This window comes from Streptomyces sp. NPDC000410 (assembly GCF_040300305.1).
Lineage (GTDB): Bacteria > Actinomycetota > Actinomycetes > Streptomycetales > Streptomycetaceae > Streptomyces.
Window position 1 is genome coordinate 31,889 of the sequence record NZ_JBEPDM010000033.1, and the last position, 24,621, is coordinate 56,509.

Annotated in this window: 18 protein-coding genes and 1 riboswitch; of the genes, 14 read left to right on the forward strand and 4 right to left on the reverse strand. The window is 72.2% G+C overall.

Annotated features, from left to right (window positions below; all coding sequences use genetic code 11):
- The first annotated feature begins 26 nt into the window (after positions 1-26).
- Entirely contained in the window at positions 27-3,404 is a 3,378-nt protein-coding gene (locus tag ABT342_RS26765) for a tetratricopeptide repeat protein (RefSeq protein ID WP_351578939.1), read from the forward strand.
- A gap of 92 nt (positions 3,405-3,496) precedes the next feature.
- On the opposite strand, the gene ABT342_RS26770 is transcribed toward ABT342_RS26765, so the two are convergent.
- Both ABT342_RS26770 and ABT342_RS26775 read right to left on the reverse strand, forming a co-directional pair.
- On the reverse strand, positions 3,497-4,267 hold the full coding sequence (locus ABT342_RS26770; protein WP_351578942.1) for a hypothetical protein: 771 nt from the start codon (positions 4,265-4,267) through the stop codon (positions 3,497-3,499).
- Between the two features lie 123 nt (positions 4,268-4,390).
- Positions 4,391-5,194, reverse strand: a complete 804-nt coding sequence (locus ABT342_RS26775; protein WP_351578945.1) for a DUF4190 domain-containing protein — start codon at positions 5,192-5,194, stop codon at positions 4,391-4,393.
- Positions 5,195-5,462: 268 nt separating this feature from the next.
- Here ABT342_RS26775 and ABT342_RS26780 point away from each other — a divergent pair, with 268 nt between their 5' ends.
- From ABT342_RS26780 to ABT342_RS26790, 3 genes are all read left to right on the forward strand, one after another.
- Positions 5,463-7,553, forward strand: coding sequence for an N-6 DNA methylase (locus tag ABT342_RS26780; RefSeq protein ID WP_351578948.1), 2,091 nt, complete (start codon positions 5,463-5,465; stop codon positions 7,551-7,553).
- 118 nt (positions 7,554-7,671) lie between these two features.
- Positions 7,672-8,301, forward strand: coding sequence for a hypothetical protein (locus ABT342_RS26785; protein ID WP_351578951.1), 630 nt, complete (start codon positions 7,672-7,674; stop codon positions 8,299-8,301).
- The gene (locus ABT342_RS26790; RefSeq protein ID WP_351578954.1) at positions 8,298-9,836 is read left to right on the forward strand and encodes a serine/threonine-protein kinase; all 1,539 of its coding nucleotides are present in this window, start codon (positions 8,298-8,300) and stop codon (positions 9,834-9,836) included. The genes ABT342_RS26785 and ABT342_RS26790 overlap by 4 nt, the downstream gene beginning before the upstream one ends.
- Positions 9,837-10,086: 250 nt before the next feature.
- On the opposite strand, the gene ABT342_RS26795 is transcribed toward ABT342_RS26790, so the two are convergent.
- Complete coding sequence (locus ABT342_RS26795) at positions 10,087-10,926, reverse strand: class I SAM-dependent methyltransferase (RefSeq protein WP_351578957.1); 840 nt, start codon at positions 10,924-10,926, stop codon at positions 10,087-10,089.
- Positions 10,927-10,948: 22 nt separating this feature from the next.
- Positions 10,949-13,372 (reverse strand): YfhO family protein, encoded by a 2,424-nt coding sequence (locus ABT342_RS26800; protein WP_351578960.1) that lies wholly within the window; start codon positions 13,370-13,372, stop codon positions 10,949-10,951.
- A 124-nt stretch (positions 13,373-13,496) separates the two neighbouring features.
- Between ABT342_RS26800 and ABT342_RS26805 the strand changes: the two genes are divergently transcribed.
- From ABT342_RS26805 to ABT342_RS26850, 10 genes are all read left to right on the forward strand, one after another.
- Positions 13,497-14,468, forward strand: a complete 972-nt coding sequence (locus tag ABT342_RS26805) for a glycosyltransferase family 2 protein (protein ID WP_351578963.1) — start codon at positions 13,497-13,499, stop codon at positions 14,466-14,468.
- Positions 14,465-14,890, forward strand: coding sequence for a GtrA family protein (locus ABT342_RS26810; protein WP_351578966.1), 426 nt, complete (start codon positions 14,465-14,467; stop codon positions 14,888-14,890). The genes ABT342_RS26805 and ABT342_RS26810 overlap by 4 nt, the downstream gene beginning before the upstream one ends.
- Positions 14,891-14,980: 90 nt before the next feature.
- The gene (locus tag ABT342_RS26815; RefSeq protein WP_351578969.1) at positions 14,981-15,634 is read left to right on the forward strand and encodes a SurA N-terminal domain-containing protein; all 654 of its coding nucleotides are present in this window, start codon (positions 14,981-14,983) and stop codon (positions 15,632-15,634) included.
- A gap of 30 nt (positions 15,635-15,664) precedes the next feature.
- The gene (locus tag ABT342_RS26820) at positions 15,665-16,642 is read left to right on the forward strand and encodes a nucleoside triphosphate pyrophosphohydrolase (protein ID WP_351578972.1); all 978 of its coding nucleotides are present in this window, start codon (positions 15,665-15,667) and stop codon (positions 16,640-16,642) included.
- A gap of 10 nt (positions 16,643-16,652) precedes the next feature.
- Positions 16,653-17,030, forward strand: a complete 378-nt coding sequence (locus ABT342_RS26825; protein WP_351578975.1) for a hypothetical protein — start codon at positions 16,653-16,655, stop codon at positions 17,028-17,030.
- Positions 17,027-18,958 (forward strand): tetratricopeptide repeat protein, encoded by a 1,932-nt coding sequence (locus tag ABT342_RS26830; RefSeq protein ID WP_351578978.1) that lies wholly within the window; start codon positions 17,027-17,029, stop codon positions 18,956-18,958. The genes ABT342_RS26825 and ABT342_RS26830 overlap by 4 nt, the downstream gene beginning before the upstream one ends.
- A gap of 9 nt (positions 18,959-18,967) precedes the next feature.
- Positions 18,968-20,209, forward strand: a complete 1,242-nt coding sequence (locus ABT342_RS26835; RefSeq protein WP_351578981.1) for a cytochrome P450 family protein — start codon at positions 18,968-18,970, stop codon at positions 20,207-20,209.
- Between the two features lie 113 nt (positions 20,210-20,322).
- On the forward strand, positions 20,323-21,294 hold the full coding sequence (locus ABT342_RS26840) for a transglycosylase family protein (RefSeq protein WP_351578984.1): 972 nt from the start codon (positions 20,323-20,325) through the stop codon (positions 21,292-21,294).
- 292 nt (positions 21,295-21,586) lie between these two features.
- Positions 21,587-21,721: riboswitch (cyclic di-AMP (ydaO/yuaA leader) on the forward strand.
- Between the two features lie 3 nt (positions 21,722-21,724).
- Positions 21,725-22,360 carry a transglycosylase family protein gene (locus tag ABT342_RS26845; RefSeq protein ID WP_351578987.1) on the forward strand — a complete coding sequence of 212 codons (636 nt, stop codon included), beginning with the start codon at positions 21,725-21,727 and terminating at the stop codon, positions 22,358-22,360.
- 210 nt (positions 22,361-22,570) lie between these two features.
- Positions 22,571-24,619 carry a zinc ribbon domain-containing protein gene (locus ABT342_RS26850; RefSeq protein WP_351578990.1) on the forward strand — a complete coding sequence of 683 codons (2,049 nt, stop codon included), beginning with the start codon at positions 22,571-22,573 and terminating at the stop codon, positions 24,617-24,619.
- Positions 24,620-24,621 lie beyond the last annotated feature (2 nt).

Consider the following 24,621-nt stretch of genomic DNA (forward strand, 5'->3'; position numbering starts at 1 on the left):
AAAGCGGGTTGTTGATAATGAGACGTATGGGAGACGAGCGCAGAGCACTGGTCGTGGCATCGCACTGGGACGCCAGGGAGGTGACGGCCCGGCAGCGGCTGGATCTGCTGGAGCCCTGCGCCCTGGAGCTGAGGGATCATCTCCTGGACCCGCGCAGGGGCGGCTGCGTCCCGGCCTACGGGGACGGGCTGCTCGGCGCCCCGGCGGAGCCCGCCGATGTGACCGCCGCCCTCACCGAGGCGTTCGCCGGGGCCTCGGGCGCCGGGGCGTCGCTCCTGGTCGGCTTCGTCGGCCATGGACACGCCGCACGGGAGGGCGAGTTCCTCTTCCCCGTCACCTCCACACCGGCCGACCCCGGGCCCGACACGGCGCTGCCGGTGCCCGAGGTGCTCCGCGAGCTGCTGCTGCGGCACGGCGGAATCAGGGAGCTGACCGTCCTGATCGACACGTGCATGGCGGGCCACGCCGCCCAGGCGGCGGCGCGGGAGTGGTTCCCGTCCGCCATGCAGACGGGCCGCAAGATCGAGGTCCTGACCTCGTCGGACGCACGTCCGGCCTACGGGCTGCAGTTCTCGCTCGCGTTGAACAAGGTGATGCGCCACGGGCACGTCCGGCTGCTCGACAAGCTCCACACCGTGCCGCTGCGCCGGCTCGTCGGCCCGGCCCTGGTGCGCCAGGACCCGCAGTCCGTCTCGTACGACGGCAGCCGGACCGGCTCCGCCGACCTGTACGGTCCCTGGCTCGCGAAGAACGTGGCGCACGACGCCACCCTGAGCGTCCTCGCCGCCGGCGAGGACAACCAGCAACTCCTCGGGCGGCTGAGGCTCTTCCAGTCACCGGGCGGGCTGGACGAGTTGGCCGCGTCGGTCGGTCGGCACCGTTTCGTGGCCGTGGTCGGCGCGATGGGGACCGGGAAGACGACGCTGGCGGCCGCCCTGTGCCGGCCCGAGCTGCTGCCCAAAGGGGAGGGTCCTCCCGTGCACGCGCTCATCAGGCTGACCGACCGGGGCACGAACGGCCGCGGGGTGATGCGGAAGGTGGCCCGGCAGCTCGCGCTCTATCTGCCCGGGTTCGCCGAGGCGGCCCAGGCGTACAAGGCGAAGCTGAAGCGCGAGGACAAGGCGAAGCCGAGCGCCGAGATCGATGTGGCGGGACCCCTCGGGCTGATGGAACCGCCCGCTCGTCCGGTGCGGGTCGTCATCGACGGCCTCGACCAGCTCGACACGGTGGGCCGCTCCGACGTCTCGCAGGCCCTGGGGATCCTGGACGAGCTGGCCCCGGCGTGGTTCGGCGCGGTGGTCACGACCCGGGAGGGCGTGCGGCTGCCGGCGCGGTGGCACCGCGCGCCGGTCGCGCCGAAGGCCGAGGAAAGCCTGCTGACGGGCTATCTGACCGCGCGCGGGACCACCCGGCAGCAGCACATCCTGGCCCAGGCGGCCGGGAACTGGGAGATTGTCCGGCTGCTGGCGAGCTTCGGGCCGCTGGAGGGCGACCGGCCCGTCTCGTACGGCGAGGTGTACCAGAAGGTGCTCGACGGGGCCCGCTCCTCCGCCCCCGACGGCAACGACGACTGGGTCGACAGTGTCGTCGTCGTGCTGGCCGCGTCCGGGCTGGGCGCCGGTCTGCCCCGCACGCTGCTCGCCGAGGCGGCCGGGCGCCTCGGCGGCCCGGACGGTGACACGGAGCTCGACCAGGTCCTCGACGTGCTGCCCGGTCTGCTGGAGCGGGCGGAGCACGCCACGGCCGGCGAGCTCCTCGGTGTGCACCACCAGACGCTCGTGGAGTACGTCACCGAGGAGCTCGACGTGCCGTCGGGCCACGAGGCGCTGGCGGAGGCGCTGGCCACAATGGCCCCCATGGATCAGCACACGGCGGACGACCCCCTGCACGCCTACGCCGAGGAGGCCGAGCCGTTCCACCTGTGGCACGCCGCCAGGGCGGCGGACGGGGAGGAGGCCGCGCAGGCGCTCTACGAGCGGCTGCTGAGGAGCCTGGAGAGCCGCGCCCACCCCTCCGCCGCCGCCAACCGGGACCGGTGGGCCACCTGGTCGGGGCGCCTCGCCCAACACCCGGGGGCGGAGACCCCCGTCGAGCTGAGGGCGCGTGAGCGGGCGGCGTACTGGACCGGCAAGGCCGGTGCGTACCGGGCCTCCCGGGACCTGTACGCGCAGCTGCTGGAGGTGCAGCGACGCGTCCTGCCCGAGGACCACCCGGACATCCTGGAGAGCCGGCACCGTATCGCCTACGCCACCGGTGAACTGGCCGAGTTCCACGACGCGGTCGCGCTGCACCGGGCCGTACTGACGGACCAGCTCCGGGTGTTGGGCCCCGAGGACCGGCGCACCCTCGCCACCCGCCACCACATCGCGTACTGGACCGGCCGGGGCGGTGACATGACCGAGGGCCTGCGCCTGCACGAGGAACTGCTGGAGGACCAGCGGTCCGCGCTGGGCGAGCGGGACGCCGACGTGCTGGAGAGCCGCCACTACATCGCCTACTGGTACGGCCGTCTCGGCCGGCCGCGGGACGCGCTCGCCATGCACGACGAGCTGCTGCGCGACCGGATCGCGGTGTTCGGGGAGGACCACGATCAGGTCGTCTTCAGCAGAATGAACATCTGCCGCTTCCTGGGGGAGGCGGGGCGGCTGAGGGAGTCCCTCGACGGCTACCGGGAGCTTCTTCCGGACGTGCGGCGGCACCGGGGTCCCGACCACCCGAACACGCTGATCGTGAGGCTGAACATCGCCCGCTTCAGCTGGGAGCTGGGCGATGCCGAGGGCTCGCTCGCGCTGCACGAGGAGCTGATCCGCGACCAGCGGCGGATCAACGGCGCGGACCACGCCACGGTGCTGATCTCGCGCTACAACATGGCCATGCTGAAGGCCGAGCTCGGGGACACGAAGACCGCCCTGGCGGAACTGGACGCCCTGTACGAGGAGCGGCTGGCCGGGTACGGGACCGCCGACCATCCCGAGGTGATCACCACCCGCTACGGCCGTGCGTCGGTCCTGGGGCAGGAGGGCGCGTACGCGGCCGCCGTGGACCTGATGCGTGGTGTACGGGACGACAGGGCGCGGGTGCTCGGCGACCGGCACCCGGACACCCTGGCCGCGGCATCCGCGCTCGGCGAGCTGCTGGCGGATTCCGGCGGCGCGGGCGAGTGGGACGAGGCGGAGGCCCTGCTGCGCGGGGTCCTGGCGGCGGGGGAGGAGGCGGGGCTCGGTGAGCGGCATCCGCAGACGATGACGACGCAGGCGCGGCTCGCGGATCTGCTGGGGCGCTCGGGGCGGGCGGCACAGGCCGCGGAGCTGCTGACCGCGCTGCTGCCGCGGCAGGCCGATGTGCTGGGCGCGGAGCACCCGCGGACCGAGCGGACCCGTCGGGCGCTGGACCGACTGCGGTAACCGCGGCGGACATGGGAAAGCCGGGGAGGCCGCACCCCTCCGGCGGCCTCCCCGGCTTTCCCGCGCGCTGTTCCTCGCGGGGCCTCCACGACCTAGAGGTCATCGAGCTTGACGGTGTCCTTCGCCGGGGGCTTCCGCGCCGGGACCGGCTTGTTGAAGTCCGAGAACTTCATCGTGAACGGCTCCTTGCCGCCGACGGCCTGGGTCTTGACGAGGTACGGCACGCCCTTCGTGGCGACGTGCATCGTGTACTTCACCCCGCTGTCCGACTCGGTGACCGCCAGCGTCGGGACCCCGTCCACCTTCGACTCCCCGGCCTTCTTGGCCATGTTGTCGTTGGCCTCGACGTCGGACAGGAGCGTGTCGAGGTCGCAGAACTCGGCCATCGTCGCCGCGTCGGGGTCCTTCATGTCGCTCTCGACCCACTTGCCGAGCATCTTCTCCAGGACGGCGTCCACGACCTCCTTGGACTCCCCCTCGACCTCCTGGCGTATCGCCGCCTCGTCGGACCGCACGTAGACCTTGTCGCCGGTCCTGACGATCTCCATCGTGCCCGTGGGGCCGATGGACATCGTTCCGGCGCAGTCGCCCTTGGTGTCGACGGCCATGTACGCCGCCACCTTGCCGTCGGCCGTCTGCATCTCGAGGTCGATCTTCAGGGACGTGGCCTTCTTGGTGGCCGTGACGGCCTTGTTCAGCACGTCGGATCCCGAGAGATCCGCGTACGGACCGGTGTTCGTGGGGCGCGGGCGGGCGTCGTCCTGCCCGGTGGGGAGACACGCCGCGAGGCCGAGTGCGGTGGCGGTGCAGAGGGACGTGGTGAGGGCGACGCGCTTCAGCCGGACCAGAGTGGTGGCAGACATGGGGGTCTTCTCCGGGATCGAGACTGCTGGGGGGCGGTTGGGGGAGACGGCCGGGGGAGCCGGTGGGGGGAGCTTCGGGCCGAGGCCGGAGCCTCGGTCCGAGCCCAGAGCTTCAGACCGGGATCAGAGCTTCAGGTCCCAGATCGTCGCGTCGTACTCGAAGCCGGGGTTGACCTCGAGGGTCAGGTTCTTGGCGTCGGCGGGGGCGTCGAAGGCCCACTCCACGGTGACCTTCTTGCCCGGCAGGATGGTGCCGGTCAGGGGCTCGCCGACCTTGTCGTCGTAGATCTTCTCGGCCTCGACGCCGTCCTTGCCCGCGCGGGCGTCGCCGGAGAGCAGCGCGGCCTCGAACTTCTCCGTGCCGCCGTTCTCGATGACGACGGTGACCTTGTAGGCCTTGTTGCCCTTGGTGTGGCCGATGGCGAACTCACCCGGGGTGTACGGCTTCGCCTCGGACACGGTGACCATCAGCTTGTCGGGGTACTCGGCCGAGTCGCCGCCCGCGAGCGCCTTGCCGGCGACGCTCTCGCCGTCCTTGGCCTTCTCCAGCGGCTTGTCGCTGCCCGGCTTCGAGGAGGAGGAGCTGGACACGTCCTTCTTGAACTCGTCGACGGCGTCGTCCACGGCCTTGAACGTCACGACCGCGCCGACCACGGCGAGGATCAGGGACACCACGCTGAGGATCACGCCCGTGATGGCGACGCCCTTGTTGGTGGCCTCGCCGCGCTTGATCCGGCCGAGGCCCACGAGGCCGAGGATGAGGCCGATGACGCCGAGGACGCCGGACAGCCAGAACAGGATGATGAAGATGCCGGCGACGGCGCCGATGATGCCGAGGATCAGGGCGGCGGTGCCGAGACCGTTACGGGCCGGGCGCGCCGGCTCCGCGTACGGCGGCTGCTGCGGGTGCTGCGTGTACTGGGACATGGGTGTGTCCTCCGGGGACGGGCGTAGATGAGAGAGGTGTTGCCAGGACTGTCTGTCAGTCCCGTGTGGCGACGAGGTAATAACATCAGAGGTTGTGAACCGAGTCAACATTGTTTACGGCGATCAATCCGGCTCACGCTGTGAAGTGGTCTCCCTTGCGTGTGTCGGTATGCTCGGTGACACACCAGCACGTGCACATCAGCACGTGCACATCAGCACTTACGGGGAACCGTTCACCGCTCACCTCACAGACCAGGGAGGCCGCCACGTGCCGGAGAACGCGGCAGAAGTGACCGCTGCCGAAATCGCCCGGCTCGCGGGGGTCGGCCGCGCCGCGGTCAGCAACTGGCGGCGCAGACACCCGGATTTCCCCAAGCCCGTCGGCGGCACCGAGACCAGCCCCTCCTTCGCGCTCGCGGACGTGGAGCAGTGGCTGCGCGACCAGGGCAAGTTGGCGGAGGTCCCGCTGCGTGAACGGGTCTGGCAGCAGCTGTCGGGACACCCGGCGGGCGCCGTCACCGCCCTCCTCCACGCGGGCTGCACCCTCCTGCTCGTACGCGACCGGCCCACCGTCTGGCTGGAGTTGGCCGCGGTGTCCGACGCTCGCATGGCGGAGATGCTGCCCGGCGCGCTGGAAACGGTGCTGGCCCCGCGGTTCGGCCCGCCGGGCGAACGGGCGGTGCCCACCCCGGAAACCCCCGCCCTGCGGTCGTCCACCCTCCTGCTGCGCGGCGTCGCGGAGCTGGCCGCCGAGACCGGCGCACGCCAGGCGTTCGAGTTCCTCCTGGGCCGTCACCTCGACGCCAATCCCCGGCAGTACACGCTCACACCGCCCGGCCCGGCCGCCCTGATGGCCGCGCTCGCGGGCCCCGCGCGAACCGTCCTCGACCCGGCCTGCGGCACCGGCGCCCTCCTGCGCGCCGCCGGAGCGCCCACCGCCCTGTACGCCCAGGACACCGACCCCGACCTCGCCGCGCTCACCGCGCTGCGCCTCGCCCTGCACTGCGACGCAGAGGTGCGCGCCCGCCCCGGCGACTCCCTGCGCGAGGACGCGTTCCCCCAGCTCACGGCCGACGCGGTCCTGTGCCACCCGCCGTTCAACGAACGCAACTGGGGCCACGACGAACTCGCCTACGACCCCCGCTGGGAGTACGGGTTCCCGGCCCGTACCGAATCCGAACTGGCCTGGGTGCAGCACGCGCTCGCCCGGCTGAGGCCCGGCGGCGCGGCCGTCCTGCTGATGCCGCCCGCCGCCGCCTCCCGCCGCTCCGGCCGCCGCATCCGCGCCGATCTGCTGCGCCGTGGCGCGCTGCGCGCGGTCGTCGCCCTGCCCGCCGGCGCGGCGCCGCCGTACGGGATCCCGCTCCACCTCTGGGTGCTGCGCCGCCCGGCCGCCGGTGAACGCCCCGCCCCCGAGCTGCTGTTCGTCGACACGGCCGAACTGGGTGCGCCCGGCGGCGGCCGCGACAGCGTCGACTGGCAGGCCGTGCACACGGCGGTCCTCGACGCCTGGCAGCCCTTCGACCGGCACGGCAAGGCCGAGGAACAACCCGGCACCAGCCGCGCCGTCCCCGTCATCGAACTCCTCGACGACGATGTCGACCTGGCCCCCGCCCGCCACCTTCCGCCCCCGGCCGCGGGCGGAAGCGCGGCCGAACTCACCGGCGTACGCGAACGGCTGACCGACACCCTGCGGCTCACCGGCGACCTCACCCCGCCGCCCGCACAGCCCGCGACGGCCGGCCCGGGCCGCTGGACCGGCACCACGGTCGGCGAGCTCGTCCGGGCCGGAGCGCTGGAACTGCGCACGGGCGGCACCGGCAGCGGCCCGGCCCCCGTGCTCACCGAACACGACGTCCTCGCGGGCACCGCCCCCTCCGGCACACTCCCGGACGGCCCGGGTCACGGCCACGGGCCCGGCCACGGCGCGGGCTCCGGATCCGGCTCCGGTGCGGCCGAGGAGCCTGTCCTGGTCCAGGCCGGCGACGTCGTCGTCCCCGTCCTCGGCGGGGGAACCGCCGCCCGCGTCATCGACGACGCGACCGCCGGCGCCGCGCTCGGCCGCAACCTCCAGCTGCTGCGCCCCGACCCGGACGCGCTCGACCCCTGGTTCCTCGCCGGATTCCTGCGCGGCACTGCCAACCAGCGTCAGGCCAGCAGCTACGCCTCGACCGCCACCCGGCTCGACGTACGCCGGCTCCAACTGCCGCGGCTGCCGCTCGCCGACCAGCAGCGGTACGGGGAACGGTTCCGCGCGCTGGCCGCGTTCGAGGACGCGCTGCGCCTCGCGTCCCGGCTCGGCGAGCAGCTGGTGCAGGGGCTGTACGACGGACTGACGGACGGCACCGTCGAGGCCTGAGCGCGGAGGCGTGATCTGTTCAACAACGGTTCGGTACAACCCTGGGCCGATTGTCGGTGTCGGTGTATACGCTCGGATCTCGTCCGTCCCGATCACTCGTCAGTACACAGGAGCAGGCATGCACGGCCACGGCTACGGCTACCCGCCTCGACCGGCAGGGCGCCCCGCCGACGGCACGATGGTCGCGCTGCGCGTGGTCCTCATCATGCTGACGGTGGTGAGCTGCAGCTTCCTCGCCTGGGTGCCGATGCTGCGGCTCGCGATCGTGACCCGTAAGCCGCTGGACTGGATGCTGTTCTGCGCCACGCTCCTGGCCAACGTCGGTCTCCTGATCTTCCTGGGCGTGGCCGTGCCGGAGGACGACACGGAGATGAGCGACGCGACCGCCATCACCTTCCTGTCCTGGGTCATGCTCGTGATGGGCGGGGTCATCGCCTACTACGTGGTCGCCGAGACCCGGTACTACGAGCGGTTCGTCCCGCACCCGCACCCGCAGCCGCACGCGCAGTCTCCGCAGGTGACGGGTTACGGCTATCCGCCGCCGGCCATGCCCAACCCGTACGCGACGCCGGCCACGCCGCCACCCGCCCCCGCACCCACGCCCGCTCCGGCCACGCCCCCGACCCCGGCACCGGCCCCGGTCACCCCTGAACCGCCCCGCCGCATCGACCAGGTGCGCGCGGAGCTCGACGAGCTGAGCGACATCCTGCGGCAGAACAAGGACCCCCGTGAGGACGGCGGCCGGTGAACGGACGGATCATCGCCGGGCGGTACGAACTCTCCACCGTCATCGGCCAGGGCGGCATGGGCCAGGTCTGGACGGGCTACGACCAGCGCCTGGACCGCCGTGTCGCCGTGAAGCTGCTGCGCCCCGACCACATGGCCGCCGCGACCGCCGCCGACGAGATGCGCCGCCGCTTCGTCCGCGAATGCCGGGTCACCGCCCAGGTCACCCACCCCGGCCTGGTCACCGTGCACGACGCGGGCAGCGACGCCGACGACCTCTACCTCGTCATGCAGTACGTCGAGGGCGCGGACCTCGCCGACCACCTCGCCGAGCACGACCCGTACCCCTGGCCGTGGGCGGTCTCCATAGCCGCGCAGCTGTGCGCGGTGCTCGGCGCCGTGCACGCCGTGCCGATCGTCCACCGCGACCTCAAGCCGCGCAACGTGATGGTGAAGCCCGACGGCACCGTCACCGTCCTCGACCTCGGTGTCGCCTCCGTCCTCGACACCGACACCACGCGCCTCACCCACACCGGCTCCCCGATCGGCAGCCCCGCCTACATGGCCCCCGAGCAGGCGATGGGCGGCGCCGTCGGCCCGTACACCGACCTGTACGCGCTCGGCGTCCTCCTGCACGAACTGCTCAGCGGCAACGTGCCCTTCGCGGGCTCCACCGCGCTCGGTGTGCTCCACCGCCACCTGTACGAGCCGCCGCTCCCGGTCCGTCAGCTGCGCCCCGAGATCCCCGAGCAGCTCGAATCCCTCGTCCTGCGGCTGCTGTCGAAGGACCCGCAGCACCGTCCGGCCGGTGCGCAGGAGGTGTACGAGCAGCTGGCCCCGCTGCTGCCGAGCCGCGGCGTCCCGACCGGCCCGCTCGACCCCACGCGCCCCTTCCTGCGCCCGCACGCCCCCTGGCCGGACCGCGCCTCCACCCCAGTGCCGCCGGTGCCGCCGGTGCCGCCGGTCCCGCACCACCCGCCCGCCGACCGGCCGGACGTCGCGGCCGCCGTCGACGAGGTCAAGCGGCTGCTCGGCGAGGGCAGCATCACGCGGGCCGTCGACATCCTGTGCAGCATCCTCCCGGCCGCCGCGGCCGAGCACGGCGAGCACTCGCCGGTCGTCCGCATCCTGCGCAAGCAGTACGCCACGACGCTGATGGACGACGGCCAGTACCGCCGCGCCCTCCCCGAACTCCGTCGCCTCGCCGACGACCGCGCGGCCGAGGCGGGCCCGGCCGACCCCCAGACCCTCCAGTTCCGCTACGACGCGGCGCAGTGCCTGGACCAACTGGGCGAGCCGGCCGCCGCACTCGCCGAGTACCGCGCGGTGCTCCCGTACTACACGGACCCCCGCTCGACCGGCGCGGACCAGTCCCGCGCCTTCGACATCCGCCACCGCATAGCCCACCTGCTCCTCGCGATGGGCGACCACGCGGCGGGCCACCAGCAGCTGCAGACGCTGCTCTACGACACGGAACGCATGTACGGCCCGACCCACCCGAAGGCCCTGGAACTCCGCCGGGTCCTGGACCGCCAGCGCCAATTCCGTCCCGGGTAGCAGGGGCGTGCGGGTGGGTGGGGGGCGCCTGCGGCGGGCCTTTCCCCACCCCGCCCCTTCCCGAACTGGGGCTCCGCCCCAGACCCCGCTCCTCAAACGCCGGAGGGGCTGGTAAGTCCAGCCCGTCCGGCGTTTGAGGACACGGCCGGAGGCCGTACGGGGGTCTGGGGGCTTGCCCCCAGTTCCGGGAAGGGGCGGGTAGGGGAAAGAGGCCCGCCGCAGGCGCCCCCACCCGCCGCGCTCCGTTGCCTCAGCCCGCCCGCAAGAACGCCGTGCCGGCCACCCGCCCCACCAGCCGCAGGCGCGCCCCGCCACCGCCCAGGTGCTGGGAGAGCGCCTCGTTCACCCCCGGCCGCGCAGCGTCACCGTGGCCGTCGAGGACCACCACCGCCCCCTCCGCCGCGAGCTCCTCCGCCCACTTCAGGTCGGCGAGCACGGACGCCGCGGCGGGGTCGCCCGCCAGGACGAGGACGCCGTACCGGCGGTCGGGGACCCCTGCCCGGTCCCGTTCCACGCGGGCCTCGGCGGCCGCACCGGCGCCGCCCAGGGCCAGGTTGGCGCGGACGACGTCCTCGCGCGCCAGCGGGTCGACGATCGTCAGACCCGGTGCGAGGTCCGCCCGGTGCAGCATGCGCAGCAGGGCACACGCGAACAGCCCGTGCAGCGTGCCGACTTCCAGCACGTCCCCGTTCGGCGGGGCCAGCAGCGGAACGGCCGCCAGCTTCCCGCACACGTCCGACGTGGAGCCGGCGATCCGGCCCACCCCGAGAGCCTCCAGCGCCACCACCGTGCGGTAGGCGACGGTCAGGTCGCGGCGGGCGTCCGCGTCGGCCGCCCCCGTCACCGTGACCACTTCCCGCACCAGCGCGTCCAGCTGCGTCGCGGTCGGCATCCGGTGGCCGTCGCGCCCGGCCTGGTCGAGCAGCAGCCCGAGCCCGTAGCTCTGCCTGCGCAGATCGGCCACTTCGTGGTGCAGCGCGTCGAGGTCGGCCTGAAGGGCGGTGGTGGCGCGCTCCAGGCGCTGTTCGACGAGTGTGAACGCGGGACGCAGCATCCGCTTCGCGAGACGGTTGCTCAGGAGGGAGGGCATGGCCGGGAGCGTACGCCGTCGATCATGGTGCGGGGGCCACCGCCGGGTGCTGTACGGGTGAAGTCTTGGTGGCCGTACGCCGACCAAGACGAAGACGCCGACGCCGACGCGCCCATGGCCCCCGGACCGCCACCCCCACCAGCACGAGCAGCGCCGCCCCGCCCGCCGTCGCACCGGCCCGCAGCCCCGGCGGCCGGAAGGAGCAGTCCACCACCCCGCTCGTCCCGTCGAGCGGCACCGCGACGAGCCCGAGGTAATCGCCCGCCGGCCGCCCGCCGCAGCTCCACCCCGCGATCCGGGGCGCGGCGAGGACCGCCGTCCCCGTCGCCCCCGGCGGCAGCTGCGCCCGTACGCCGCTGTCGCCGACCTCCACCGACACCGCGCCCGTCGCCTTCAGCCCCGCCACGGCCGCGGCCAGCTTCCCGCGGTCCAGGCAGCCCGCGCTCCACGCGCCCGGGGCGGCGGCCCCGAACGTGATCCGGGAGCCCGGCCCCCCGTCCGACACCCCGAGCGAGGTCATCGGCGCCCGCCGCTTGGGCAGCCCGCCGGTCAGTCTCACCGGCTTGCCCGCACCCAGCCGCGCCGTCCCCGCGAAGTCCGGTGCCCACAGGAAGACCTCGTCGCCCGCCGGGCAGATCCCGTCCACGGGCTCCCCGTACACCCGCGCGCCGAGCAGCAGTTCCTGGTTGCGGAAGGGCGAGTCGCCGTAGGCGGGCTCCGCCGCCCCCGTACGCACCGTCACCAGTGGCGGCACCTCGGCCCGGCGGACCACCTCCACGCCACCGTCCGCCGACCGCACCCGCGCCCCCACCGAGAAGACCGCGTCCGTGACCGGGTTGTCGAGGCTCTGCACATTGCGCCCGCGCGAGGTCCAGCCCGCGCCGAGCGCGGCCATGGTGCGGGTGAGCACGGCAGGCGTGTGGCTGCTGTAGTACGCGCCGCCCTGCCCGCCCACCAGCATCGGATCGTTGCCGGTGAGCTGTTCGCGCCCGGGGTCGGTGCGGTAGCGGGGCCAGCCGTCGGCCCGCGCCACGGCCTCGGCCCGCGCGCTGTGCGCGGGCCCCCACGCCGGATAGTCGTCGAGCCGCCCGAGCCGCTGCCGGTCGGCGTACGCGGTGGTCGCCGCCGCCTGCCCGACCAGCGCCCCGGCGAGCAGCAGCCCGGCCACGACGACGTGACCCTGCCGCCTCGCCAGGACGAGCCCGCCCACCGCCCCGGCCAGCCCGGCCAGGAACAGCGGGAACGTCCACCCGGTGATCAGATCGCTCGTCGCCGCGCCCAGCGCGACGACCGCCAGCACTGCGCCGCCGCGGAGCAGCGCCCGCCGCCCCGGCCACTCGTGCGCGACGCACACCCACGCGGCGATCACCAGGATCCCGGCGAGGACGAACGACTGCCGGTACGGGCTGCCGTTCGGGGTGGCGAAGACGTGCCAGACCAGATGCGTCGGCCCCCACTGCATCGACACCGCGACCGCCACCGTGAGCGCCGTCCACCACCTTCGCTCGCGCCGGGGCACGCCCCGGTGGAAGAGCAGCGAGGCGGCGAGCAGCAGCGCACCCGTGCCGAGGAAGAGGGCCGGGGTGAAGAAGCTGTACGTCGCCGGGAGCGTACGGGCGAACACGTCCGTCCAGCCCGCCGGCGCGAACGCGCGGGTCCAGCCCGGGTGGGCGTGCTTCGAGCCGAGGAACACCGGCAGCAGCACGGGTGTCGCGAGCCCGATCCCGAGGAGCGTGGTCCCGGCGGCCCGCACGAGCACCCGCAGCCGGCCCCGTACGTCCGTCTCCTCGTCCAGGAGCAGCCGGCACACCAGCACCAGCGCGGCACCGAGGGTCGCCATGTACGCGGTGTAGAAGTTCGCGATCCAGGCCACCGCCACGATCAGCGCCCCGGTCACGGGCCGCCGTCCCGTACGCGCCCACTCGCCCACCAGGCACAGCAGCGGGAAGGCGACCAGCCCGTCCAGCCACATCGGGTTGTACGACGCCTCGACGACCGACCAGCCGCACAGCGCGTACGAGGCGCCGAGCACCGCCGCCACCCACCAGCGGCCGTCGGCCTTCCGGAGCGCCGGCAGCAGCCAGGCCATGGCGGCCGCGGCCGAGGCCATCTTCAGCACGGTGACCACGTACACCGCGAGATCGATGTCCTCGCGCGGGAAGAGCCCGACGAGCAGCGACAGCGGGCTGGTCAGATACGTCCCGAGATCGGGCAGGAAGCTCGTGCCGTAGCCGGACCGCCAGTTGAGCAGCAGCCCGCCGTCGGCCCGGCCGTGCAGCAGGTCCCACAGATGGGCGTGGTACGGGACGAACTGGTTTCCCAGGTCGTTGACGCTGCGCGTGTGCGAGCCGAAGGGGAAGCCGCGGGCGACGGCGTCACCGGCGCATACGGCCACCGTGGTGATCAGAGCGGCGAGGGCGCTCGCGCGGGATCGGTAGTTCGGCATGATTCTTCGAATATGCCAGGGCCGATCGCGAATTCGAGCCGTCGTGAACCCAGTTCACTTGATGGTCGTCTGCCCGCCACATGCCCCATCCGTTCCGGACACGCCCATCGGCTGTTGTTCTTCCGTGCTGATCTCGATTGTTGTCCCGTGCTTCAACGAAGAGGAGATCATCAACCGCTTCCATGAGCATGTGACCAAGGAACTCGTCCTCATCGGCCAGGAATTCGAGCTGGTCTATGTCGACGACGGAAGTCAGGACCGTACGCTCGCTCTCCTCGAAGAGATCGCCGCGTCCGACTCCCGTACCCGCTATGTCTCCTTCAGCCGCAACTTCGGCAAGGAGTCCGCGATGCTGGCCGGACTGCAGCACGCCGGCGGCGACGCCGTGGTCATCATGGACGCCGATCTCCAGCATCCGCCCGAGCTGGTGCAGCGCATGCTGCGCCTGCACGAGGAGGGATTCGACCAGGTCATCGCCCGTCGCACCCGCAAGGGCGACCGGGTCACGCGCACGCTCACGGCGCGTGCCTACTACTGGCTCATCAACCGGCTGGTCGACGTGGAACTCGTCGACGGTGTCGGCGACTTCCGGCTGCTGTCCCGCCGCACCGTGGACGCCATCCTCGGCCTCAGCGAGTACAACCGCTTCTCCAAAGGCCTCTTCGCCTGGGTCGGATTCCGCACGACGACGTTCGAGTACGAGAATGCGGTGCGTGAGCAGGGCCGTTCCAAATGGAGCTTCGGCAAACTGCTGAACTACGGGCTCGACGGACTGCTCTCCTTCAACAACAAGCCGCTGCGGGCCGCGGTCTATCTCGGCCTGTTGCTGCTGTCCGTCGCGATGGCGTATGCGGCGTGGATTGTCGGGGTCGCCCTGGTGAACGGCGTCGACACCCCGGGTTATGTCACCCTCCTGGTGACGGTCGTCGCGCTCGCCGGTGTGCAGATGGTGATGCTGGGCGTGGTCGGCGAGTACGTGGGCCGTATCTATTACGAGGTGAAGCGCCGGCCGCACTATCTGGTGGCGTCGACCAATGTGTCGACCAATGTGCGGACGCCGCGGCGAGAGGAAGAGGGAGAGCTCGTACGCCGATGACGGTCCAGGCGCAGATCTTCCGTTTCGCGCTGGTCGGCGCGGTGAACACGGGCACGTACTACGGCTGCTACCTGCTGCTTCTGACCTGGCTGCCGTACATCGCCGCGCACGTCGTCGCCTTCGCGCTCAGCATGACGGGCTCGTTCTTCCTGAACGCGTACTTCACCTACCGCACCCGGCCGACCTGGCGGAAGTTCCTGCTGTTCCCGCTCACCAACGCGGCCAATTTCGTGATCACCACCGGTGGCGTCTACCTCCTGGTCGACGTCGGCGGCCACAGCGACCGCTGGTCACCGCTCGTCGCGGCGGCCGCGGCCGTTCCGGTCACTTTTATCGTCTCCCGCGTCATCATGCTGCGGCCGGAGCGGGGCGCACCCGGATCCACTCCCGAATCGTTGACCGAATCAGTGGCTTCGAAGTAGTGGCCCACGCCACTTCGACTGCCTACCATCGATCATCGCAAGGTCTTTGTGCAACGAAGCACAATCACCACCGCACGCCGGGAGGCTCCTTTGCACCGCCGCCGTCGCACCGCGCTCGCCCTGTCCGCCGCGCTCGTCGCCGCGGCCCCCCTGCTCACCGCCTGCGGCAACGACGCCCACCCGGGCGCGGCGGCCGTCGTCGGCGGCGACCGGATCGAGATCGCCACGCTCCAGTCGCAGGTGCGGGACGTACGGGCGGCACAGCGGGAGTCCCCCCAGTCCACGCAGCTGATCGAGAACACCGGCCTGCTGAGCCGGGCCAAGCTGCACGGCCTGATCCTCGACCGGGTCCTCGCGCACGCCGCCGACGATGCCGGGGTGACCGTCTCCCGCAGGGAGATCCAGGACGCGCGGGCGGCCGCCGTGCGGCAGTCCGGAGGCGAGGAGCAGCTCGCCGCGATGCTGCTCCAGCAGCGCGGCGTCTCGCCGGGCCAGATCGACGAGGCCGTCCGCGAGGAGGTCCTGCTGACCAAGCTGGCCAAGGCGCTGGACGCCGACCTCGGCACCCCGCAGGGCCAGCAGAAGGTCGGCGCCGCGCTCACCACCGCGTCGAAGGACCTCGACATCGACGTGAACCCCCGCTACGGCACGTGGGACGACCAGAAGATCCAGCTCGGCGACTACAAGGCCCCCTGGATCACCCAGGTCAGCAAGGACCCGGAGGCCGTCCAGGCCGGGGCTTAGCCGATCCCCGGCGGGACGTAAGGTCGAAGGGTGAACGCTGAGACCCCCGTCGAGCCCGGCCGTATCGTCCTGCTCACCGCCAGCCACCGCGTCGCGCCGGGACTGCTGTCCTGGCCCGCGTGGCAGACGCTGCACGACGCGGACCGGGTCCTGTGCGCGGACGGCGGCCATCCGCAGCTGCCGTACCTGCGCGAGGCCGGCGTCGGTGTGGAGATCGCCGCGCCGACCGCCCAGGAGCTCGTCGACTCCTGCGCGGGCGGGGGAACCGTCGTGGTCCTCGCGGCCGGCGAGGGCGACCAGGCCCTCACCGACGGCCTCGCCCGTATGGCCGGCTCCGGCCGCGTCCAGATGCCGGACCTGGAGCTGCTCCCCGGCTCCTACGACCTGCCGGGCGCCCGCCTCCTCGACCTCGTCCAGGTCATGGACCGGATCCGCCGCGCGTGCCCGTGGTCCTCGCAGCAGACCCACAAGGGCCTCGCCAAGTACGGCATCGAGGAGGCGTACGAACTCGTCGAGGCGATCGAGGACGGCGACCGCGACGAGCTGCGCGAGGAGCTCGGCGACGTCCTGCTCCAGGTCGTCTTCCACGCGCGCATCGCGCAGGAGGATGCCGAGGAGCCGTTCTCCATCGACGACGTCGCCGGGACGATCGTCGACAAGCTCATCCACCGCCACCCGCACGTCTTCGGCGACGCCCACGCCGAGACCCCGGAGGACGTCAAGGAGCACTGGCTGCGCACGAAGGCCGTCGAGAAGCAGCGGGACTCCGTGACGGACGGCATCCCGCTCGGCCAGCCGGGCCTGGCCCTCGCCGCGAAGCTCGCCTCGCGCGTGCGGACGGCCGGGCTCGCCGTGCCCATGCCCTCTGGCGACGGCATCGGCTACGAGCTGCTGACCATGGCCGTACGGGCCGAGGCCGACGGCCACGACCCGGAGGCGGCGCTGCGGGCCGCGGCCCGTGCGTACCGGGACGCGATCCGCGCGGCGGAGGTCGCCCCCGGCGAGTAACGTGGCTGTCGTGGAAGCGGAGTTGGCGGCACTGGCCGCATCGGGGGCGACCGTACTCGTCGAGTCGATGGTGACGGACGCGTGGACGGGTCTGAAGACGCGGGTCGTGGCGCTGTTCCGCCGCTCGGGCGGCGAGGTCGGCGATGAACTCGACGCGGCGCGCGACGAGTTGACGTCCGGCGAGCAGGACCCGGCGGAGCTCGAGACCGAGTGGAAGGTACGGCTGCGGCGCGCACTGGCCCAGGACCCGGAGGCGGTCGCCGAACTGCGCGCGATCGTCGAGGAGTTCGGGGGACCGGCCGCGACGTACGCGGGCGACCACATCGAGATCCACGGGAACACCTTCCACGGGGCGTTCCAGGCGAAGGGCACGCAGATCAACCGGTGAGCGACCACGTCGAGCTCCACGGCAACACGCTCCACGGGCCGGTGCAGGGCAGCGGGGTGCAGCACAACCACTTCGGTCCGGTGCCGGGCGGAGGGCTGCCCGACCTCAAGGACTGGCCCAAGGGCGTCGGGGTGTTCCCGGTCGCCCTCGGGATGCATCCCACCCGGCAGTTCCCCGGCGAGGAGCCCTACGCACTTCATGTCGAACGGCCGGTCGACCTGGATCTGCGTCGGCTGATCGCCGACAGCGCCGACGCGGCGGGCCTGTATCTGGTGACCGGCGAGCCCCTGTCCGGAAAGACCTCGACCGCTCTCATCGCGCTGATCCAAGAGTTTCCCCAGCACCGGGTCTGCGTCCCGCCACCCGGCGCGGACCTGCGGAGCCTTCCTACCCTCCTACGGGGCCGGAAAGGGGCCTACCTCCTGTGGCTCGACGACTTGGAGAACCATCTGAGCGAGCACGGACTGAGCGCGGGGCTGCTGGCCCGGCTGACGGAGCTGCGGGTGCCGGTCCTGGCCACCATGCGAGACGCCGCGTACGAGAAGCACCGTTTCGGCGCTCTGACGGGCGGGCGCGTGCTGCGCGCCGCCAGGCGTGTCGCGGTCAGCAATGAATGGACGCCCAGGCAGCTGGCCAAGGCACGGGATCAGGGGGACCCCCGCCTGGACGACGCCGTGAGCCGGCGCGGCGACCGGAGTGTCACGGAATACCTGGCGACCGGACCCGAGCTCTGGGACGAGTGGCTCCACGCCGACCGCCCCGCCGGGCACCCCCGCGGCCACCTCCTCGTCCGCGCGGCCGTCGACCTCGCCCGCTGCGGGATCACCGGCCCCGTGTCGCTCGGCCTGCTGCGCGAGGTGCATGAGCGGTACGGCCCCGAGCCGGGCAGCGAGTCTTTCGAGGACGCCCTCGCCTGGGCGGTGGCGGTACGCCACGGGGTGACCGGGCTCCTCGTACCGGGGGAGACGGACGGGACGTACCGGGCCTTCGGCTCGCTGGTCGCGGACGCCCTGCGGTCGCCGGAGGTGCCGCCGGTGCCCGACACGGTCTGGGGCATCGCGCTCGTGACGGCCGACCAGGACGACGCGTACGACCACGCGGCGGTCGCGGCGGCGGCCCGGGTCGACTTCCTGGCGCGCGCCGAGAACGGCGACACGGCCGCGATGTACAGCCTCGGCCTGCTCGACAGCGACGAGCAGTGGCTCCGCAAGGCCGCCGACGCCGGGCACACCGCCGCCGCGGGTGAGGTCGGCAAGCGGCTCGCCGCGCGCGGCGACACGAGGGAGGCCGAGCCGTATCTGGAGAGCGCGGCGCGGTCGGGTGACGCGGACGCGGCGCTGGTGCTGGGGAAGCTGCTGCGGGAGCGGGCCAAGCACTGGCTCGGCGTGTCGGCGCAGGCGGGGAACCCGGAGGCGGCGCACCATCTGGGGGACCTGTACTTCGGGGCCGGGGACCACGACGCGGCGTTCACCTACTACGACGGCGCGGCCGAGGCCGGGTACGCGGCGGTCGCGGCGAGCTACGGCGCGCTGCACCACGCCAGTGACGAGCGGGAGGCGGCCGAGATCTGGTTCCGCCGTGCCGTCGAAGCGGGCGACAAGCGGGCCGTATACGCGATGTCCCGCTACGGGAGGCAGGCCATCGAGGTGGAGGAGGAGTGCTACCGGGACGACGCGCAGAAGGGAAGGAGCCTGGATGCGACGCACCTCGGAGTCTTTCTGGAGAACCGGGGTGCACGGGTCGAGGCCAGCGCCTGGTACCGCCGGGGCTTCGAGCTCGGCGACGCCTACGGCGCCTTCCGCCTGGCCCTGCTGCTGGCCGCGGAGGGCAAGGACGCCGAGGCCCGGGACTGGTACCGCAAGGCCGCGGACATGGGCCACCCGGGTGCGAGGAAGGCCCTCGGCGAGAACCCGGAGCGACCCGGATAACGTCGGGGCGTGAGCAACACACCCGCCCCCGAACTCTTCACCTGGGAGTTCGCCACCGACCCGTACCCCGCCTACGCCTGGCTGCGCGAGCACGCGCCCGTACACAGGACCGCCCTGCCCAGCGGCGTCGAGGCCTGGCTCGTGACCCGGTACGCGGACGCCAAGCAGGCCCTCGCGGACCAGCGGCTCAGCAAGAACCCGGCGCATCACGACGAGCCGGCGCACGCCAAGGGGAAGACGGGCATCCCGGGGGAGCGCAAGGCGGAGCTGATGACGCATCTGCTGAACATCGACCCGCCCGACCACACCCGGCTGCGCCGCCTGGTCTCGAAGGCGTTCACCCCGCGCCGGGTCGCCGAATTCGCCCCGCGCGTACAGGAACTGACGGACCGGCTGATCGACGACTTCGCCGAGGACGGCAGCGCCGACCTCATCCACCAGTTCGCCTTCCCGCTCCCCATCTACGCGATCTGCGACATGCTCGGCGTCCCGCGCGAGGACCAGGACGACTTCCGGGACTGGGCGGGAATGATGATCCGGCACGGCGGCGGACCGCGCGGCGGCGTGGCCCGCTCGGTGAAGAAGATGCGCGGCTATCTCGCCGAGCTGATCCACCGAAAGCGCGAAAACCCGGCGGACGACCTCATCTCCGGACTGATCCGCGCCTCCGACCACGGCGAGCACCTGACCGAGAACGAAGCCGCGGCGATGGCGTTCATCCTCCTCTTCGCCGGTTTCGAGACGACGGTCAACCTCATCGGCAACGGGATGTACACGCTGCTGCGCCACCCGGAGCAGCGCCGCAGGCTCCAGGAGTCCCTCGCGGCCGGGGAGAGCGGCCTGCTCGCCACCGGCGTCGAGGAACTGCTGCGTTACGACGGGCCCGTGGAGCTGGCCACCTGGCGGTTCGCCACCGAGCCGCTCACGCTCGGAGGGCAGGACATCGCGGCGGGGGACCCGGTCCTCGTCGTACTCGCCGCGGCCGACCGGGATCCGGACCGGTTCGCCGACCCGGACACGCTCGACCTGGCCCGGAGGGACAACCAGCACCTCGGATACGGGCACGGCATCCACTACTGCCTCGGTGCCCCGCTCGCGCGGCTGGAAGGGCAGACCGCGCTCGCGACGTTGCTGACCAGGTTGCCCGACTTGCGACTTGCAGCCGATCCTTCCGATTTGCGCTGGCGAGGCGGCCTCATTATGCGTGGATTGCGCACTCTGCCCGTTGAGTTCACGCCGCCAAGTTACTGACGGTCAGTCAACTCTGTGACTTTCGCGTTATCTGGACTGCATCGACTTGTGACCGGTGTTCGAATACGGCTACGTTCACCGACGACTCAGCAGTCACACGAAAGGCCCACCGCATGCGCTCCGGGAATGGTCGGCATCGTCGCCCCCGTCAGGCACCCGCACTTGTCGTCGCGGCAGGGGTGACCGGATCGGCCATCGCCATCCCGCTGCTCGGCGCCGGTTCGGCATCCGCCGCCGACGCCACCACCTGGGACCGTGTCGCGGACTGTGAGACCGGCGGAATGTGGAGTGCCGACTTCGGCAACGGCTACTACGGCGGACTCCAGTTCTCGCAGGAGACCTGGGAGGACTTCGGCGGTACCGAGTACGCGGCACGCGCCGACCTCGCCAGCCGCTCGCAGCAGATCGCGGTCGCCGAGAAGGTGTTCGCCGCGCAGGGCAAGGAGGCGTGGCCCAGCTGTGCGGTGATCACCGGGCTCGTGCCGGGCGCGAAGCCCTCGGTCGACCCGGCCGACACCTCCGGTGTCCTGCCTCTCCCGAAGGAGAACGTCAAGGCGCCCTCGTTCGGTGAAGGGGCCGACGCGGCGGCTGCGCCTTCGGCCCCGGCGTCGGACGCGCCCTCGGCATCGGCCTCGCCCGCGAAGCCCAAGGGGAAGCCGTCGGATCCGGCGTCGACCGAGCTGACCGAGTCGGCCGGGCCTGCCGAGTCCGTCACGCCCGCCCCGGCGGCGGGCGACACCGGTTCCGGCAAGCATCGCGGCACCCCGGCCACCAATGAGGATGAGGCGGGCAATTCGGTCAACGAGCGTGAATCCGGGCGTCATGCCTCACGAGGTGACACACCGGCACGAGAGGCGGCCGCCACCGAAGATGACTACACCGTCCGCCCCGGCGACAACCTGTGGACGATCGCGGACGCGAACAAGGTCCCCGGCGGCTGGTCCGCGCTCTACGGCGCGAACGCCGAGGTCGTCGGCTCCGACCCCGACCTCATCCTCCCTGGCCAGAGCCTTGATCTGGGCCTGAAGGAGAAGCCGTCGCCGGTGGCTGCGCCGGAGTCGAAGTCGGAGTCGAAGCCGAAGTAGTTCGAGGGCTTATGTCCGCTTCTGCGCAAGTGAGATATGGGTCTCTTCCGGCCAACTGGCGGGTTATGCCCGCCCGGTCCGGTCGTCCCGCCTCTCACCTGCGAAAACGGACATCTCCCCAAGGTGGTTAAGGGCGTTTTCTCCCCGATGTTCATCTTTGAACATCGGGGAGAGCTGTGTCTACGGTCTGAACCGCTCGCCATCGCGGGCCCCGTCGACCGTCACGCCGAATCCTGCCGTCGGTCGAAGGGAACGGTCGACGCGTCACGCGCCGTAGGCAGGAGCGGGGGACCCAAGGTAAGCGCCGCACCCGCCCGTTGAGGGCCGGGGCGGCTCGGGGTGAAGCCGCGCGAGCACGTTCGCGCGGCCGGGCAACTCACGGGCCCGAACCCGACAGCTCACCTCGCAGGCGTCGGTGAGGGGAATCTCCATGCTGTTCTCCGGCAAGGGCGAGCGCCGCCGCCCGACCGTTCTCCGGCGGACCTCGCGGTTCGCCACGCTCGCCGGTGTCACCGGCGCCGCGATCGTCGCCCCGCTGATGGCCGCCGGCGGCGCCAACGCCGCGACCTCCTCCGAGTGGGACGCCGTCGCCCAGTGCGAGTCCGGCGGCAACTGGTCCATCAACACCGGCAACGGCTACTACGGCGGTCTGCAGTTCTCCGCCTCCACCTGGGCCGCGTACGGCGGCACCGCGTACGCCGCCTCCGCCGACCAGGCGTCGAAGTCGCAGCAGATCACGGTCGCCGAGAAGGTCCTGGCCGGACAGGGCAAGGGTGCCTGGCCGCACTGCGGCGTGGGCCTGTCCAACGCCGCGTACACCGCCGAGCCCGCCCCGCAGCGCGCCGAGGCCCCGACCACCCGCTCCGAGCGCCCCGCCGCGGCGGCCCCGGCCAAGGCCGTCAAGAAGGGCGACGGCGAGTACAAGGTCAAGGCCGGCGACACCCTCGCCACGATCGCCGCGGCGAAGAAGGTCGAGGGCGGCTGGAAGAAGCTGTTCGACCTGAACAAGGACGTCGTCGGTGACGCCAACGTCATCTACCCGGGCCAGCTGCTCCACCTGAGCTGACCCCCCAGTCACTCCGGCCCCCTCAGCCACCCCGGCCCGGCGCGCCCCTTCCCCCCCATGAGCGCCGGGCCGGGGTTTCCGGACGGAGTCCGGGTGAGGGCAGGTCGCCTGGGATGCTGTCGGCCGCCTCATCCCGTGTGAGGTGCGTATCCCCGTATGGGGATTCGCGGATCGAATGTGTGACCTTTGTTCGCGGGTGTCGTTGATCGGATGGCAGTACAGCTCCAGTGGCACGGAAGGGTGATGGTCGCGATGGCCCGGTCGGCGGGGAGCCGGAAGGTGCCGCTCGCCGCAGGGCAGACGGCCCGGACCGCGTGCGCCCGTGGCTGGCTGCGCACCGGCTTGGACGAGAAAACCGGCGAACTCCTGCCATCGGCTGTGCTCGCGGAGCGCGTCGGATGGGCCACTGCTCTCGTGTCCACCATGGCCGCCGAGCTGCTGGCCGCGCACTGGAGCACGCACGATGTGGATGTCCTGGCATCCGGTGTGGACGCGGGCGGCCGCACGCTGCCGTCACAGGCGTGGATGGCGCTGCGCCGCCTTGGCTGGACCATCGCACCGCCCGAGGGCATCAGGGTCAATGACCGGATCGTGCGGATGGCTCAGGAGCAGGCCGGGCGTACGCTCCGCTCGGCGAAGTGGCGCGCTGACCTGACGGTCGGGGTCATCGCGTCCTGGCCCGCTGATTCGGCGAAGCGGACTGCTGAGGAATGGGACGCGGTCCGTGATGCGGTGCCGGATGGGCGGCATCTGCCGTCCAGTGTGATCACGTCCCGTACCCGGCAGATCGCCACATTCGCCCGCAGGCACGGCCGGATGCCGGCCGATGTGTTCGAGGCGGAGGGAACACCGGCGATCGCCCGCATGCTGCTGCTGTCCGCGTGCGACGGGCAGCAGGCCACCATCGAACGCGCCGGCGAGCCGGGCCGCGCGCTGCTGCGGTTGCAACTGCCCACCCGGCCCGACCCGGCCTCGTACGGGGACTGGACGTGGGTCGCCTGCCCCATCAGCCTGCCACCGACCATCCCGCCCGGTGCGGTGCTGCACCTGCCCACGCTGCGTCTGGACAGCGGCCGGGTGCGGGCCGATCTCGCCTACACCCACCCAGTACCGAAGGCAGCCCGTACCGGGCACACGGTCGCGCTCGGTGTGGACTGGGGACTGAACACCCTGCTGTCCGCCGGTGCTGCCCGGCTGCACGACGACGGGCGGATCACCGCCCTCGGTGCCGGTGCCATGTTCCGGACCGCCGGTGTCCTCGCCAAGCAGCACCGGCTACGGCGGGAGAGCGAGCACCTGCACGCCAAGGCCGACCAGTACCAGCGGCTCATCGCCGGGGTCGAGCGGCACACACTGACCGCGAAGCACGCGGTCCTGGCCGACGAGATTCGGCACATGTCCGAGCGCCGGTCGAATCTGAACGACGCCCTGGCCTGGTCTGCCGCCCGCTGGGCCGTCGATCAGGCCATAGCCGCCTCGGCGAGCGTGATCTACATCGAAGACCTGCGTTCGATGGAAGCGCGGGGCATGGGCCGCACGATGAACACCCGCCTGTCTCAGCAGGTGCGCGGGCAGATCGTGGAACGCATGCGGCACCTCGCCGCCGAGCTGGGTGTCGCCGTGGTGACGGTCCCGGCCACGAACACCTCCAAGCACTGCCCGCAATGCTTAACCCCGCTGCGGCACCGCAAGGCCCCCGACCGGCCCACCACGCCCGGCTGGAAATGGGCCATCTGCCCCGGCTGCCGTTACCAGGGCGACCGCGATGCGGGCGCGTGGCAACGTATCGCCGCACGTGGTCTGACCCACCAGGCCAAGACCGTCACCGACCGCGCCAGTGGCGCCATGGTCATCCGCTCGGTGGTGGACAGACTCGAAGTCGGCGCGGTCGTCACCGCTGCCGACGAGGCCAGCCGGGACCGGTCCAAGAACGGACCCACCCGGCCACGCTCCACACGCCCCGCGCCCAGGCGACGCGGGGCACCCTCCCCTTCCGGCCCCTCGGGTCCGGCAGGCCAGCGTCCGGAGGGACACGCTCACACGGACCGGACCCGGCTGCCTCGCGCAGCCCACCGGCACCAGGGCGTGATAACGATCAGCACGCACTCCCCCAGACTTCGTCCGGGGGGAACCCCATCCGGCCAATGGCCGCGAGGAGCAGCACTGGGCGCCGGTTTCCACCCACACGCCCACGCCACCCCTCCACGATGGACACATCCCGCGTCAGACACTACGTCTGGCATAGGATCGCTTAGCTGATT